Consider the following 15,510-nt stretch of genomic DNA (forward strand, 5'->3'; position numbering starts at 1 on the left):
GGTGTGCACAGTCAGGTCAGGGCTGCCCAGCTTTCCAGCATTGATCTTGCTATTGAGACCTGGCCTGGTAGCAGGAGTCGTTTCGCCGTACCGGCTCGCTCCGCGCTCCAGTCGCCGTGGTCCAGCGCGGCGCGCAGCTCCTCACGGGTCACCCACATCGCCTCGGCGATCTCGCCGTCGGCGGGCACCAGGGGGACGTCGGGGTCGGCGAGGGCGTGGAAGCCCACCATGAGCGAACGCGGGAAGGGCCAGGCCTGGCTGCCCAGGTACTGGACGTCCCGGACCGCGGCCCCGACCTCCTCGTGGATCTCCCGCATCACGCACGCCTCGAGCGACTCGCCCGCCTCGACGAACCCGGCGAGCACCGAGAACCGGCCCTCGGGCCAGACCGGCTGCCGCGCGAGCAGCACCTGATCCGCCCCGTCGTGGACGAGGCAGATCACGGCGGGGTCGGTGCGCGGGTACTCCTCGTGGCCGCTCGCCTCGCAGACCCGGTGCCAGCCGGCGTGGCCGGGGTGCATCGGCGAGCCGTCACGGGCGCAGAAGCGCGCGGCGTCGTGCCAGTTCAGGACGGCGACGGCGCCGGTGAGCAGGCCGGCACCGAGAGCGTCGAGCGCCGCTCCGGCAGTGCGCAGGTCGGCCCATTCGGCGGGGTCGTCGCCCGCGGCGAGGTCGGGCTGCCCGCGCTCCGCCCAGTACTGCACGTCGTCGGCCTCGCCGAGCAGGACGGCCGTCACGGGCGGAGCGTCGCCCGTGGTGGGGCGCGTACGCAGGCGGGCGACCTGGTCGTGCACGGAGTCCCACGGCCCCGCGGGTGGTTCCCCGCCGCCCCAGTCGACGGGGGTGCGGCCCTTGTCGTCCACGACGACGAGCCGCGCCGCGTGCCAGCCGCGTAGCTGGCGTTCGACGTCGGTGCGCAGCGGCTCGTCGCGCAGCACGGCCGACCGGGAGAGGATGGGCGGGGCGAGCAGCCGGAAGCCGGCGAACGCGGTCATCAGTCGGAGATCCCCCCGAGCGCCCGTACGCCGGCCCCGATCACGTCCGCGTCGCCGACGACTACCCCGGTGAACGCGGCGGGTGCGAGGAACTCCAGTGCCGCCTCGGCCACCTGTGCCGTGGTGACGGACTCCAGCCGCGCCGGGTGGGCGCGCAACCAGTCGATGCCGAGCCCGTCGGCCGCCAGCGCGGCGAGCGTGGAGGCCAGGCCGCCCTGGTTGTCCAGGGAGATCAGCAGCGACCCCACCGCATAGCTGCGCGCGGCTTCGACCTCGGCGTCGGTGGGCGGAACCGCGGTGATCCTGCCCAGCTCGTAGCGGGTCTCGAGCAGCGCGGCGGCGGTGACGTTGCTCGCCACATCGGTCTCGACGCCGAGCACGGCTCCCTGCGGGACGAACTCGATGCCGGAGTGGGCGCCGTAGGTGTAGCCCTTGTCCTCGCGGATGTTCTCCATCAGACGGGAGGAGAAGTAGCCGCCGAACACGAGGTTGGCCAGCTGGAGCGCCGCGTAGCGCGGATCGTGGCGGCGCAGCGCGGGCGCCGACAGCCGCAGTTGCGACTGCACGGATCCCGCGCGGTGCACGAGCTGCAGATCGTCGGCCCGGATGGCAGGCGGTGGGGAGAGCTCGCGGGCCACGGCGTCCGACGTCCAGCCGCCTAGTGCCTTCTCGACCTGCGCGATCGCCGCGCTGGTGTCGATGTCGCCGACGAGCGTGAGGATCGATCCCCGCGGCACGAGCGACGCGGCCTGCAGCGCGCGCACCTCCTCGGCCGTGACGGCCGTGACCTCGTCCCCCGTGGGCATCTCGCGGGTGATCGGGTGGTCGCCGAACCGCTTGCGCTGCAACGCCTCGCGGGCGATCGTGCGCGGCTGGGAGCGGGCCAGCGAGATCCGCTCGACGAGACGGGCACGCTCGCGCGTCACCTCGGCGTCGGGATGCGTGGCCCCGGTGAGGACGTCGCCCAGTACTGCGAGGAGATCGGGCAGGCCGTCGGCGAGCCCGTGGCCGCCGATCTGCAGACGCTCCGGGTCGACGTTCACGCCGAGATCGGCGCCGACGGCGGCCAGCTCGTCGTCGATGCCGACGCGGTCCCGTGTGGTGGTGCCGGTGAGCAGCGTGGACGCCAGCAGCTCGCTCACCGCCGGGTGCGTGGGCTCGTCGCCTGCGAACGGGACGCGTAGCCGCAGCTCGACCATCGGCACGCCCGGGCGGTGTGCGACGAGGACCCGGAGCCCCGAGTCGAGGGTGCGCTCCTCCACGTCGGGAAGCGGAACGGCGCGGGTAGGGCCGAGAGGCGGCAGCGGGCGGGGGCCTGCGGCGGTGCGGCCGATCTCCTCCGCGCTGCGGTGGCGGGGATTTTCGCCGGGGACGGCCTGCCCGGGGGTGTGCTGCTCGGTGGCGGTCATTTCGTGCCTTCCTGGGCGGCTGTCGGCTCGACGAGCAGGACACCGCGCCCCGACGAGCGCAGCGCCTCCGCAGCGGCGCGCACGTGCTCGGGCGTGACGGCGGCGAGCCGGTCGGGTAGCTCGACGGCGATCTCGGCGCGGCCGTACAGCAGCTCGCGGGCGCCGAGACCGAGCATCCGGTACATCACGCGGTCGTTCTCCTGGTGCAGGCCTGCCGACCAGCGGGCCACCTGCCGGGCGAGCTCATCGGTGCTCGGTCCCTCTGCGGCGAGCTTGTCGAGCTCCTCGTCGACGGCGGCGAGCACACGGTCGGGGTCGACGTTCGCGGGATGCACCGCGGTGATCGTGAACGTGTCGGGATCGCGGGCGTCGAGCGGGCCCATCAGCCCGGCACCGGCCGAGACGTCGGTGACGAGCCCGTCGACGTGCACGAGCCGCCGCTGCAGCCGGGCGGCCTCGCCTGCGCCGAGCACGGAGCCCAGCAGCGCGTGGCCGAGGTAGCCATCGAGGTCGGCACCCGGGTCGGGGAGCCGGTAGCCGAGGGCGAAGGCGGGCAGCGGGGCGTGGGCGTCGGTGACGACCTGGCGGCGCTCACCGGTGGGCAGCGGCTCCGCGAACGACCGGCGGACCGGGGCGGGCCGGGCCGGGATGTCCCCGAAGTGCTTCTCGACCAGCCGCAGCGCCTCGTCGACGTCCAGGTAGCCGGCGACGGTCACCTGGAGGTTGCCCGGCGAGTAGTAGGTGTCGAAGAAGGCGGCGGCGTCCTCGACCGAGGCCTGCTCCAGCTCGGAGAAGTCGCCGTAGCCGTTGTGGGCGTTGGGGAAGGTGTCGTAGAGGACCGGCGGCAGCAGGATCCACGGGAACCCGCCGTAGGGCCGGTTCAGGACGTTGAGCCGGATCTCCTCCTTGACGACGTCGACCTGGTTGCGCAGGTTCTCGTCCGTCAGCTTCGGGGCCCGGAACCGGTCGGCCTCGAGGAACAGCGCCCGCTCCAGAGCAGCGGCCGGCAGTACCTCGAAGTAGTCGGTGTAGTCCTGGTGCGTGGAGCCGTTGAACACTCCACCCGAACCCTGCACGTGCCGGAAATGGGCGAGCTTCTCCAGGCTCTCGCTGCCCTGGAACATCAGATGCTCGAACAGGTGCGCGAACCCGGTGCGCCCCTCCGGCTCCGAACGGAAACCGACGTCGACGTGCACCGCGACGCCGACGACGGGGGTGGCGGGATCCGGGACGACCAGGACCCGCATGCCATTGGGCAGCGTCGTCCTGTGTAGCTCTACGGCAGGCACGCCCCGAATCTAGTCGGAGGTGGCGGCGACCCGCTCGGACGCAGTGATCGCATTCGGCAGCATGAGCGCGGCCAGCGCCCAGCCCAGCAAAGAGGCGATCACCGGCATGCCGGTCCAGAACTCCACGATCGCGGGCAGCCTGCCCGTGGTGACCGCCGCCGTGCCGATGTAGACCGCCCACGTGACGAGCGCCGCGAGCGCGCCGAACAGCCAGAAAGCCGCACGCCGGTCGGCGCTCGGACGCAGCCACAGCGCCAGCAGGTCGACGAGGACACCGGCGGCGACGATCGCGATCGGAATGGTGAAGCGCTCGAACGACATGAGGACGGCGGAGATCAGCGCCGCGATGGCGAACCCGATCGTCGCTGTGCCGACGGGCAGGTGCCAGCGCCGGGCGAGCAGGAGCAGGGGCGCGAGCAGCACGAGGCCGGTGAGCACGATGCGCGTGGCGAGCATGCCGGAGTTGCCGTCCTCGACGCTGGAGAACATTGCCACGACCCCGGAGGGCGACATCAGCAGCGCATTTCCGTAGGTGAGGAACAGCAGCACGAGGCTCGTGGCGAACGACAGGGTGAGCACGGCGGGCAGCAGCGCCCGCAGCGACGGCCGCGCGGGGAGATCCGGATCGGACCACGCGGCGCGCAGCGGGCTCGTGAGGATGACGACCATGCTGCCGAGCAGGCCCAGGTGGCTGGGGCTGAAGAAGATGTTGGTGGTGATCTCGATGCCGATCACCTCGTGCCACACCAGGTCGGCTCCGCCGGACACCGCGAACACCGGCAGCGCCACGATCGTCATCCCGTAGCCGGCCGGAACCGCGGCGATACCGCGCCTGCCCTCCTGCACGTGGCCCCACACCGTCCACAGGATCCAGCCGGCCGTGACCGCGAACCCGCTGTAGAAGACCGCGTGCCACGGCGTGAAGAAGCTTTCGAGCTGCGGAAAGGTGGAGTGCGCGTAGGCGTCGAGGAACAGGCCGAGCGTGAACCACACCGACAGCACGGTGGTGACGACGTTGGTGCGCATCGAGGCCCGCGGGCGCGCCTCACCCGAGTTGCGCAAGAGATACCAGGTCGGCTGCGTCCCCATTGTCGTCGCCATGCGATCAGCTTGACAGGAGCGCGATCCGTCCGGAATGCGGGATTCCCCACCGTTCACGAACGGTCACAGCGGATCCTCAGCGAAAGTCAGGTGTGGACCCGACGTCACACGTCCGCGGTCGTCCGGGTGGCCGGGAGCGGCAGGTCCTCCTCGATCTCCACGCCCGGCGCCACGAACGGGACGACGCGGTCGCCGGGGGTCTTGTTGAGCAGCAGGCGCGTCACGTCGGGACGCGCGTAGTGGCCTGCAGGGTCCGCGACCGCTTTGGCCAGTGAGATCAGGCCCAGATCGAGGTCGGCGTAGGCGAGACCCTCGACGTCAGGAGCCAACGGCTCGTGCAGAGGGCGACCGTCGGGGCCGAAGATCCGGGCATATCCGCCGCCCGGCAGCAGCATGGCCCGCTTGGCGTCGTCGGTGCACAACAGCTCGATCATCTCTTCGGAGACCGTGGCGCACGGGGCCACGACGAAGCAGCCGCCCTCGACGGCGTAGACCTGGCTCACGGCGATGTTCACCTCCGGACCCAGCGAGTACGCGGAGCCGGGGTACAGCGAGAAGCTCGGCCACGAGGCGACGTGCACCTGCTCGTTCTGCGCGAACATCGCGTAGCGCGACAGCGGCTGCACGTGCTCCCAGCACGACATCGCGCCGAGGCGCCCGAGCCGGGTGGTGTAGACGGACAGGTCGCTTCCGTCGCCGTCGCCGAAGACGCTGCGCTCGACGTGGCTCGGCCTGAGTTTGCGGCGCCGCGCGATCGTCTCGCCGTCGGGGCCGATGATCCACTGCCCTATGTAGAGGCTGCCCCCCTGCCGCTCCGACAACCCCATCACGACCGTGATGCTGTGCTCCCGGGCCGCCTCGGCGATCCGGTCGGCCTGCGGTGTGCCGTAGGCCAGGGAGTTGTCGAAGTAGCGCTGGACGAACTGTGCGCTCCAGGCCGGTGAGTCGAGCCAGATGAAGAAGGGATAGCCGGGCATCCAGGTCTCGGGGAATCCGATCAGCTCCGCGCCGGCCGAGGCGGCTTCGGCGATGAGGCCGATGGCCTTGTCCACCCCGGCGTCGAGGTCCAGGTAAGCGGGGGACACCTGAACGGCGGCGGCACGGTATCGAGGGTGCTCGATGCTCATGTCCGGAAGCATGCGCGAGCTGCGCGGGCCACGATGGTCCCTGCGTCTCGGTTCCGTTGCCTCAGCGCCGCACACGTTCGGCGGAGCGTCCCGCACCTACCATGAATGCGTGGCGCGCGTGATCTCAACCGACGCGGTGGAGGCTGCTGACCGGCTCGACTTCTGGACCGACGCCGTCTGCGACACCTACATCCGCCTGGATTGCGACGCCCCGGGCCACGACGTCGTCGGCGACATCCGGGTGGGTTCCGTGGCCACGCTCGAGTTCTCCCGCGTCACCTCGACGGCCCAGCAGGTCCGGCGCACCCGATCGCTCATCGCAGCGGCTGCGGAGGACTACGTGCTCGTCGGCGTCCAGGCGGAGGGCGTCGGGTACGTGGTGCAGGACGAACGCATCGCGCAGCTGCGGCCGGGTGACTTCGCCGTCTACGACTCGACGCGCCCCTACGAACTGCGCTTCGAGGACGACTTCCAGCAGTACGTGCTCATGATCCCCGGCCCGACGCTGCGCGCACAGCTGGGCCCGGCATCAGAGTTCACCGCGCGCAGCGTGTGCGGCTCGCGCGGCGCCGGGGCCCTGGCCGCCGAGATGATCCGGATGCTCAACACCGGCATCACGGTGATCGAGCCCTCGGCGGCGGCGGACGTCGCACTGGGCATCGAGCACATCGTGACGGCGGGGCTGAGCTCGCTCGTCGCGCGCTCCGCACCGGAACCGACGCGCGCGGCACGCCGGGAGCAGGTCAAGGCTTGCGCCCGAGGCCGGCTGCGCGACCCGAGGCTCTCGGTGGCCTCGATCGCCGCGCACCTGCACACCTCCGTGAGCACCTTGCACCGGGCGTTCGCCGGGGAACCGTGCTCGATCTCGGAGTGGATCTGGGCGCAACGGCTCGACGCCGTGCGTGCCGATCTCTGCGCCCCCGCGCTGCGCCACCGCACGATCGGCGACCTCGCGTTCTCGTGGGGGTTCGTCGACGCATCGCATTTCAGCCGGGCCTTCAAGGCGCGGTTCGGCTGCACGGCCCGCGACGTCCGCCTCGCTCAGGCCGGGGGCAGCACCACGAACTGGCGCAACGACAGGTCGAGGTAGGTGACCGGCCCCCGCGGGCCGGGCGTGTGGTCGACGTTGATGCCGGTCTCGGGCAGGCCGAGGAGCTTGTAGCCGTCGAGCAGCCGGGTGGTGGCGTTCCAGAACACACCCGTGCCGGTGTAGGCGTCGATGAACGCCGTGGCGGCGGTCTCGTCGGCGGCGCACACCGTGGCGGCGAGCCCGGACGTCTCCCGCGCCGCTGTGGTGGCGGCGTCGACCGGCCCGTCGACCGCCGCGACCGTGACGTGGGACTCGGCGCCGGAGTCGAGCGCCCACTCGTGGCCCAAGGGGTGCTCGTACGGAGGAAGGCTCGGCGTGATCTCCCTGGCCGTGAGCGCGGCTTCGGCCACGGGCCACAGCCGGTCGTACGCGGGGCGGTCGATCAGGAGCAGGTTGAGCCGGTTGCAGACGCCGAGCCGGTCGGTGCTCTCGGTGACCAGCCGCGTCACGTCGGCCTCGTCGGCGCTGGCGTCGAGGTAGAGGACGCCGCCGCCGTCGGCGTGGGCGAGCACCCGTGTGCCCGCGGCCGCGCCGAGCGCGGAGAGCTTGCGGGTGACCTCGCCGCTGCCGCGCACCACCACGAGCGGCACGAGATCGGGCAGCCCGACCAGCGCCTCCGCGCCCGCGTGCCCCGGTGTCGGGACGAGCTGCACGGCGTGCGCCGGAACACCGTGCCGTTCGAGCGCGGGCGCGATGACGAGATCGACGAGAGCGCGGGCGGACCCGAGCGCTGCCGACCCCGTGCGCAGGACCGCTGCGCTGCGCGCCTTGAGCACCTGCGAGGCGACGTCGACCGTGACGTTCGGACGCGCCTCGAACACCGCGCCGATGACGCCGACCGGCACGCGCCGCTCGAACACGCGCTCACCGCTCGGCAGGGTCCGGACCTCGTGCTGCAGGGGCGGCTCCGGCGTGCTCGCGAGCACCTCCAGCTGGTGGGCGATGTCGGCGAGCCGCTCGGGACCGAGGCGCAGGCGGTCGAGCAGGCCGGCGGCCATCCCGTTCCGCTCGGCGGCCTCGACGTCCGCGGCGTTGGCGGCGAGAAGCTCAGCGCTGCGCTCCCGGATGAGCTCCGCCGCCGTGCGCAGCGCAGCGTCGACGGCCGCGGCGCCCGCCGCCCGGACGCCCGGTGCCGCGGCGGCCGCGCGCAGAGCGGCCTCTCGCACGGCAAGAGCCTCGGGTGTCTCGGTTGATGCTGCGGTGCCGGTACTCACGAGGAAAGGTTGCCACGCGGGGGTACCGGGATTCACCCGGCCCGAGCGAACGGTGGATCCGCCATGGTTCATGACACGAAATGCCGTTCGTCCGATTGTGGGCCACACCAACCGTGTTGACCTGAACCGGAGGTGAGGTTGCACGATTCTCGGCGTGACCACAGCCGCCGCGCCCAGCGCCGTCCGCACAGAGCTGTTCGGACCTGACCGTCGTGCCACCACCATCGGCATCGTCCTGCTGATCAGCCTTGTGGCGTTCGAGTCGATGGGCGTCGGCACGGCCATGCCCGCGCTCGTCGCCGACATCGGCGCCGTGTCCCTCTACGCATGGCCCTTCGTCGCATTCATGGCCGCCGCCGTGTTCGCCACGGTGCTCGGTGGCCGGTGGTGTGACCGGGCGGGTCCACGGGTCCCGCTGGTCGGGGCTCCGCTGCTGTTCGGCCTCGGCCTGCTCGTCGCCGGCACGGCGACCGGCATGACCCAGCTGCTCATCGGGCGGGTGTTGCAGGGTCTCGGCGCAGGCACGCAGGCGGTGGCCGTGTACGTCCTGGTCGCGGCCGTCTACCCCGAGCGGGCCCGGCCTGCCGTCTTCGGGCTGATCTCCTCGGCCTGGGTGCTGCCCGCACTGCTCGGCCCGCCCATCTCGGGCCTCGTGACCGAGACGGTGTCGTGGCACTGGGTGTTCCTCGGTCTGGTGCCGTTCGTGCTGCTGGCGGTTGCCCTCGTCGTTCCGGCCGTGCGCCGGTTGGAGCCGCCCGACCCGGAGCGTGAGGTCACCCCGGCTCGACGCGGGCTCGTGCTCGGCGCGCTCGGCGCCGCGGCCGGTGTCGCCGCGCTCAGCTGGGCCTCCCAGCACGGCGGGGTGATCGCCGCGGTCGTGGCCGGGATCGCGATCGTGGTGCTGGCCCCGGCACTGATTCGCCTGTTCCCTCGTGGGGTGTTCCGCGCCGGGCGCGGGATCCCGACCGTCGTGCTCTCGCGCGGCCTGCTCGCCGGGATCTTCTTCACCGTCAACGCCTACCTGCCGCTGATGCTCAACGGCACCCACGGCTGGTCGCTGGCGATGGCGGGTGTCCCACTGATCGTGGGGTCGCTCGGGTGGTCGGCCGCATCGGCGTGGCAGGGACGGCATCCGGACCTCTCCCGCACCGTCCTGCTGCGCATCGGCTTCGTCCTGCTCGCGGTGGGAACGGCGGGCATGCTGCTCGTCGCGCCGTCGTGGGGGCTGCCGTGGCTCGCGCTCCCGTTCTGGGTGGCCGCCGGGACCGGGATGGGGCTGGGCTTCTCGTCGATGTCCTTCCTGCTCCTGCAGCAGTCGGCGGCGGGTGAGGTCGGCTTCCACTCGTCGGCGGCCCAGATCGCGGACCAGCTCACCACCGCGGCGATGATCGGGGCGGGCGGTGCGCTCCTCGCGCTGCTCGGCACGCCGGCGGCGGCACTCCCGTTGCTGGTCGCGGTGCTGACCGCGATGGCCGTGCTGGGCACGCTGGTAGCCGGCCGAGCCTCGGCCCCGCGCTGAGGTCGGGCGGGGGTTGGCCCCCGCGACATGGACACACGTCGCTGTTCCGTGGGTGGTGGATTCAGCGATACGTGTCCATGTCGCGCCGGTCCGGGGCGGTCAGGGTCGGTCAGGGCTGACGCGGCTCATGCGCGGGCGAGTCGCCCTGCACGGGCGGAGCACCACCCGGCGGGGTGCCCGGCGGGACCGGCGCAACACCACCGGGCGGGATGCCCGGCGGGACCGGCGCAGTGCCACCCGGGGGCGTGCCTGGCGGGACCGGCGGCGCACCAGCAGGCGGGGTCTGCGGCCACGCAGGCGAAACGCCGGCCGGTGGGGTCTCCGACGGGACCGGCGGCGCGTCGGCGCCACCGGGCGACCGTGACCATGGCGAGGTGGGCTCCTGGTCCGCCCCGTACGGGACGCGGCCGCCCGCGGAAACGGCATCAGCGGGGGGCATCGCCAGCAGCGGAATGCAGACGAGCGCGAGCAGCGCGGCCGCGAGGAGGAGCCAGGCCCCCGCTCCGAAGACGACCACGGGGTGGAACCCGCCGTCCGAACCGTCCCTCACCGCCGCCGCTGCATTGCTGGCAAGGGTGAACAGCTCGATCCAGATGATCCAGACACTGCCCACGAGCAGGCCCACTGCCCCGATGCCGGCGATCCGGGCCAGCACGTGGTCGCCCGATCTGCGTACGGAGAGCAGCAGCAGGATCGCGGCCACTGCCGCCAGCCCCGCGGCCACGACGACCGGAATGCCGAGCGGAGCCGCGCCCGGGGGGTTCGACATCCCCGGTGCGCCCTCGATGTTGACGGCCCACCCGGTGGTGAAGACGACCGTGCCGCCGGGGAGGCCGAAGTCGTAGCGACGCACCGACAGGGCCAGGAAGGTTCCGCCCACGGCGAGCGCCGCCGCCACCACCAGCAACGCCGCGGCGATCAGACGCGGAGCCCCGAGATTGGGGGTTGGCGGGCCGGTCTGCGGGTGTGCGTACGGCCCCGACATCGGTTGAGTGTCGCAGGCGGGGCGGTGACCGGCAAAGTTTGAGGAACTCAGGAGCGGTGCGCCAGCCTCGCCGGCGTCGAGGGCGGAGGCACGACGGGGCCGATGTCGCCGTCGGGTGCGACGTCCAGGTCGACGATCAGCGGAGCGTGGTCGCTCGGCCCGCTGCCCTTGCGTGCCTTGCGGTCCACCCACGTGGCCGCGACCCGCCCGGCCGGGTCGGCACCGGCGAGCACGAGGTCGATGCGCATCCCGAGGTCCTTGTGGAACCGGCCGGCGCGATAGTCCCAATAGGTGAACACGCGCTCGGTCGGCCACCGGTCGCGCACCACGTCGTGCAGCCCGAGGCCCTTGATCTCCGCCAGCGCCTTGCGCTCGGCGGGCGTCACGTGTGTGGAATCGACGAACAGCGATGGGTCCCACACGTCGTCGTCGGTGGGGGCGATGTTCATGTCCCCCGCGATGACAGCCGTGGCGGGCGCGCCGATCGACTCACGCAACGCCGCGAGCCACTCCAGCTTGTAGAGGTAGTGAGGGTCCTCGGGGGTGCGCCCGTTGGGCACGTACACCGAGGTGACCCGCAGGCCGTCACAGGTGGCGGTGATCGCCCGTGCTTCGGCGGGCGACTCGGGCGCCGGGAACCGCGGCTCGCCGGGCAGCCCGCGCATCACGTCGTCGAGCCCGACGCGGGAGAGCAGCGCCACGCCGTTCCAGCGGCCCTCCCCGTGGTGGGCCACGGCGTAGCCGCGCTCCCGGAGCGGCTCGGCGAACGACTCGGCGAATGCCTCGTCGGAGAGCTTCGTCTCCTGCAGGCAGACGACGTCGGGGGCGCGCTCGTCCAGCCACGGCAGCAGCCGGGGCAGCCGGGAGAGGGCGGAGTTCACGTTCCACGTAGCCAGACGCACCTCGGGGAGGCTACCGTGATCGAGTTTGTACGATGCCCGAACAAAAGGAGTCGGCGATGCCGCAGCCCACTCGCGAGGACCGCTTCAGCTTCGGACTCTGGACAGTGGGCTGGCCCGCCCGCGACCCGTTCGGCGACGCCACGCGTCCCGCACTCGACCCGGTGGAGACCGTGCACAAGCTCTCCGACCTGGGGGCTTGGGGCGTCACCTTCCACGACGACGACCTCATCCCCTTCGGCTCCGACGCGGCCGAGCGCGACCGCATCGTCACGCGCTTCAAGGCCGCTCTCGAGGAGACCGGGCTGGTCGTCCCGATGATGACCACCAACCTGTTCACCCACCCCGTCTTCAAGGACGGCGCATTCACCAGCAACGACCGGGGCGTGCGCCGCTTCGCGTTGCGCAAGGTGATCCGCAACCTCGACCTCGCCGCCGAGCTGGGCGCGAAGACCTACGTGTTCTGGGGCGGTCGCGAGGGCGCCGAGGTCGACTCGGGCAAGGACATCGCCGCCGCGCTGGACCGCTACCGCGAGGGCATCGACCTGCTCGCCGCGTACGTCAAGGAGCAGGGCTACGGCATCCGTTTCGCCATCGAGCCCAAGCCGAACGAGCCCCGCGGCGACATCCTGCTGCCCACCCTCGGCCACGCGCTCGCGTTCATCGCCGAGCTGGAGCACAGCGACATCGTCGGCGTGAACCCCGAGGTCGGCCACGAGCAGATGGCCGGGCTCAACTACACCGCGGGCATCGCCCAGGCGCTGTGGGCGGGCAAGCTCTTCCACATCGACCTGAACGGCCAGCGCGGCATCAAGTACGACCAGGACCTCGTGTTCGGCCACGGCGACCTGCTCAACGCGTTCTCCACGGTCGACCTGCTGGAGAACGGCGCTCCCGGAGGCGGCCCGCGCTACGACGGCCCGCGCCACTTCGACTACAAGCCGCTGCGCACCGAGGACGTCGAGGGCGTCTGGGCGTCGGCGGCGGCCAACATGAGCACCTACCTGCTGCTCAAGGAGCGCGCCGCGGCGTTCCGGGCCGACCCGGAGGTCGCCGAGGCGCTCGCCGTGTCCGGCGTAGCCGACCTCGCGAAGCCCACGCTGAACGCGGGCGAGTCCGTGGCCGACCTGAAGGCCGACCGCTCCGCGTACGAGGACTACGACGCCGTCAAGGCGGGCGAGCGCGGTTACGGCTTCGTGCGCCTCAACCAGCTGGCTGTGGAGCACCTGCTGGGCGCCCGGTCGTGAGTCTTGTCGCGGGTGTCGATTCGTCGACGCAGTCGTCGACCGTCGTGATCCGCGACGCGACGACGGGCGAACTGATCCGCTCCGGCCGGGCACCACATCCGCCCGGCACGGAGGTCGATCCGAACGCGTGGTGGGACGCCCTACAGGGCGCGATCGCCGACGCGGGCGGTCTCGATGGCGTCGAGGCGATGGCCGTTGCCGGGCAGCAGCACGGCATGGTCTGCCTCGACGCCGACGGCGAGGTCGTGCGGCCCGCGCTGTTGTGGAACGACACCCGTTCCGCAGGCGCGGCCGCCGACCTCGTCGCCGAGCTGGGTGCGAAGGAGTGGGCCGAGGCAACGGGCAGTGTTCCGGTGGCGTCGTTCACGGTCACGAAGCTGCGCTGGCTCGCCACCCATGAGCCGGAACACGCCGCGGCCACGGCTGCGGTGTGCCTTCCGCACGACTGGCTCACCTGGAAGCTGCGTGGCACGGGGGTGCTGACCGACCTCGTCACCGACCGCAGCGACGCGAGCGGCACCGGCTACTTCTCCGGCAGCACCGGGGAGTACCGGCCTGACCTGCTGGAACGCGCGCTCGGCCGCTCCGACGTGATCCTCCCGCGGGTGCTCGGGCCCGCCGAGCCCGCGGGCCGGACCCCGGACGGCGTGCTGCTGGGCCCGGGGGCGGGCGACAACGCCTCGGCGGCGCTCGGCCTGGCCGCCGAACGCGGTGACGTGGTGATCTCCATCGGCACGTCGGGCGTGGTCTCCACGGTGACCACCACGACCACGGCAGACGAGACCGCGATCATCGCGGGATTCGCCTCGGCCACCGGCGAGCACCTGCCGCTGGTCTGCACGCTCAACGCCGCACGGGTGCTCGACGCCACGGCACGGATGCTCGGCGTGGACCACGCTGAGCTCTCCCGGCTCGCGCTGTCCGCTCCCGCCGGGGCGGACGGGCTGGTGCTCGTGCCGTACCTGGAGGGCGAGCGCACACCCAACCGGCCGGACGCCACCGGCGCGCTGCACGGGCTCACGCTCGCCAACTCCACGCCCGCCCACATCGCCCGTGCCGCCGTCGAGGGGCTGCTCTGCGGTCTCGCCGACGCACTGGACGCGCTGGTCGCGGCCGGGGTTGCGGTGCAGCGGGCGTTGCTCGTGGGCGGCGGGGCGCGGTCTGACGCGGTGGCCCGCATCGCGCCCGCGGTGCTCGGCCGGCCGGTGCTACTGCCCACCCCGGGCGAGTACGTGGCCGACGGCGCGGCCCGACAGGCGGCGTGGGTGCTCGCGGGCACCTCCGCTCCTCCGCGCTGGGCCGCGGCCGACACCGTCACGTTCGAGGCGGAGCCGACGCCTGCGGTGCGCGAGCGGTACGCGCAGGTCCGCGAGCTGACGGCGCACCAACTCGCGTGAGCACGAACCCCGGCGGGCCGGGTGACCCGCACCTACCCGGCGGGCAGCTCGCGGGGTGGGAACGGGCGGCCGGCGGGCCGGGGCGCGGGCACGGGGCCGGGCAGCACACGGTGCGGCGGCACAACCTGGCGCTCGTGCTGCGGGAGGTCGCCGGGCCGCTCCCGGTGTCGCGGGCGGCGGTCGCGGCCCGCACCGGGCTCACGCGCGGCACCGTGTCGTCGCTGGTGGAAGAGCTGATCTCGGCGCGGCTCGTCACGGAGCTCGCCGCCGCCCGGGGTGCCACCGGACGGCCGGCGAGCCCGTTGCAGCTCGATCCCTCCGGCCCGGCCGGGCTGGGCGTCGAGATCGGGGTGGACGCCGTCGGCGCCTGTGTCGTGGACCTGACCGGGGCCGTACGCGCCCGCCGGGTGGCCCGCTCGGACCACCGGGACGAGCCGCCCGCCGCTGGGCTCGCGACGGCCGAAGCGCTCGCCACGGAGGTGGTTGCCGAAGCCGGGCTGCCGATCGCCGGGGCGGCGGTCGCGCTGCCCGGCGTCGTCGGGGCGGACGGTGTGCTCGAACGGGCGCCGAACCTGCCCCGGTGGGTGGACGTCGCGGTGGGCGAGGAGCTCGGCGGGCGGCTCGGGTTATCCGTCCGAGCCGGGAACGAGGCCGACCTGGCTGCGCTGGCCGAGCTGTGGTCGGGCGGCCCGGCCGACGCCGTCCACGTCTCGGGCGGGATCGGGGTGGGCGCGGGCATCCTGCTGGGCGGACGGCTCTTCCGCGGGGCGAGCGGCCGGGCAGGCGAGATCGGCCACGTCGTCGTCGAGCCGGACGGCCGGCCGTGCAGCTGCGGTGGCCGCGGCTGTCTCGAGACCGTGGCCGGCCTGACGGCCCTGCTCCGCGCCGCCGGCTCGGCCGACCTGGAGGATCTGGTCGCCGTCCGTCCCCCGGATGTGCTGGCGGCCGTCGGACGGGCGCTGGGGGTGGCTCTGGCCGGGGCCGTCAACCTCCTCGACGTGCCCGCGGTGGTGCTGGGCGGCATCTACCCGCGGTGCGGGGAGCCGCTGCTCCACGCGGTGCGCGCCGAACTGGCCGTGCGGGTCGTCTCCCGCCCGGCCGTCGACGTCCGGTTCTCCGCACTCGGCGCGGATGCAGCCCTGCGCGGCGCCGCGACGGCGGTGGTGCACGACCTGCTGGCCGACCCCATGATCGTCGCGAGATCGGCGCATCCGCCCCTATCGGGGCGCTGACACGGA

At 72.9% G+C, this 15,510-nt stretch carries 13 protein-coding genes; 5 read left to right on the forward strand and 8 right to left on the reverse strand.

The genetic code is table 11. From position 1 onward, the window contains the following. Nucleotides 1–11: 11 nt before the first annotated feature. The 5 genes from nudC to MMF94_RS04780 all read right to left on the reverse strand — a co-directional run bounded on the left by nudC (nt 12) and on the right by MMF94_RS04780 (nt 5,921). On the reverse strand, nt 12–995 hold the full coding sequence (gene nudC / locus MMF94_RS04760; protein ID WP_241035000.1) for an NAD(+) diphosphatase: 984 nt from the start codon (nt 993–995) through the stop codon (nt 12–14). Continuing rightward, nucleotides 995–2,404 (reverse strand): M16 family metallopeptidase, encoded by a 1,410-nt coding sequence (locus tag MMF94_RS04765; protein ID WP_241035001.1) that lies wholly within the window; start codon nt 2,402–2,404, stop codon nt 995–997. The genes nudC and MMF94_RS04765 overlap by 1 nt, the downstream gene beginning before the upstream one ends. Continuing rightward, nucleotides 2,401–3,651 carry a M16 family metallopeptidase gene (locus tag MMF94_RS04770; RefSeq protein WP_379660408.1) on the reverse strand — a complete coding sequence of 417 codons (1,251 nt, stop codon included), beginning with the start codon at nt 3,649–3,651 and terminating at the stop codon, nt 2,401–2,403. Before MMF94_RS04770 ends, MMF94_RS04765 begins: the two co-directional genes overlap by 4 nt. Before the next feature lie 51 nt (nt 3,652–3,702). Next, complete coding sequence (locus MMF94_RS04775) at nt 3,703–4,794, reverse strand: hypothetical protein (protein WP_241035003.1); 1,092 nt, start codon at nt 4,792–4,794, stop codon at nt 3,703–3,705. Between the two features lie 104 nt (nt 4,795–4,898). After that, nucleotides 4,899–5,921: a carbon-nitrogen hydrolase family protein gene (locus tag MMF94_RS04780; protein WP_241035004.1), complete on the reverse strand. Its 1,023-nt coding sequence runs from the start codon at nt 5,919–5,921 to the stop codon at nt 4,899–4,901. 109 nt (nt 5,922–6,030) lie between these two features. Between MMF94_RS04780 and MMF94_RS04785 the strand changes: the two genes are divergently transcribed. Further along, a complete protein-coding gene (locus tag MMF94_RS04785; protein WP_241035005.1) occupies nt 6,031–7,011 on the forward strand; it encodes an AraC-like ligand-binding domain-containing protein in 981 nt (326 codons plus the stop codon). Here the strand turns inward: MMF94_RS04785 and MMF94_RS04790 are convergent. Then, a complete protein-coding gene (locus MMF94_RS04790) occupies nt 6,963–8,225 on the reverse strand; it encodes an aldehyde dehydrogenase family protein (RefSeq protein WP_241035006.1) in 1,263 nt (420 codons plus the stop codon). The two genes, MMF94_RS04785 and MMF94_RS04790, sit on opposite strands and share 49 nt — an antisense overlap. A 154-nt stretch (nt 8,226–8,379) precedes the next feature. Here MMF94_RS04790 and MMF94_RS04795 point away from each other — a divergent pair, with 154 nt between their 5' ends. After that, nucleotides 8,380–9,744: an MFS transporter gene (locus MMF94_RS04795; RefSeq protein ID WP_241035007.1), complete on the forward strand. Its 1,365-nt coding sequence runs from the start codon at nt 8,380–8,382 to the stop codon at nt 9,742–9,744. 109 nt (nt 9,745–9,853) lie between these two features. Here the strand turns inward: MMF94_RS04795 and MMF94_RS04800 are convergent, their stop codons facing one another. Both MMF94_RS04800 and MMF94_RS04805 read right to left on the reverse strand, forming a co-directional pair. Further along, nucleotides 9,854–10,729 (reverse strand): hypothetical protein, encoded by an 876-nt coding sequence (locus MMF94_RS04800; RefSeq protein ID WP_241035054.1) that lies wholly within the window; start codon nt 10,727–10,729, stop codon nt 9,854–9,856. Between the two features lie 47 nt (nt 10,730–10,776). After that, nucleotides 10,777–11,631 carry an exodeoxyribonuclease III gene (locus MMF94_RS04805; RefSeq protein ID WP_241035008.1) on the reverse strand — a complete coding sequence of 285 codons (855 nt, stop codon included), beginning with the start codon at nt 11,629–11,631 and terminating at the stop codon, nt 10,777–10,779. A gap of 56 nt (nt 11,632–11,687) precedes the next feature. Between MMF94_RS04805 and xylA the strand changes: the two genes are divergently transcribed. Genes xylA through MMF94_RS04820 form a run of 3 tightly spaced genes read left to right on the forward strand, consistent with a single transcriptional unit; the run spans nt 11,688 to nt 15,504 of the window. Further along, nucleotides 11,688–12,875 (forward strand): xylose isomerase, encoded by a 1,188-nt coding sequence (gene xylA / locus MMF94_RS04810; RefSeq protein WP_241035009.1) that lies wholly within the window; start codon nt 11,688–11,690, stop codon nt 12,873–12,875. Further along, the gene (gene xylB / locus MMF94_RS04815; RefSeq protein ID WP_241035010.1) at nt 12,872–14,272 is read left to right on the forward strand and encodes a xylulokinase; all 1,401 of its coding nucleotides are present in this window, start codon (nt 12,872–12,874) and stop codon (nt 14,270–14,272) included. Before xylA ends, xylB begins: the two co-directional genes overlap by 4 nt. After that, nucleotides 14,269–15,504, forward strand: coding sequence for an ROK family transcriptional regulator (locus MMF94_RS04820; RefSeq protein WP_241035011.1), 1,236 nt, complete (start codon nt 14,269–14,271; stop codon nt 15,502–15,504). The genes xylB and MMF94_RS04820 overlap by 4 nt, the downstream gene beginning before the upstream one ends. The last annotated feature ends 6 nt before the right edge of the window (nt 15,505–15,510 follow it).

The organism is Pseudonocardia alaniniphila (genome assembly GCF_022524485.1).
GTDB lineage: Bacteria > Actinomycetota > Actinomycetes > Mycobacteriales > Pseudonocardiaceae > Pseudonocardia > Pseudonocardia alaniniphila.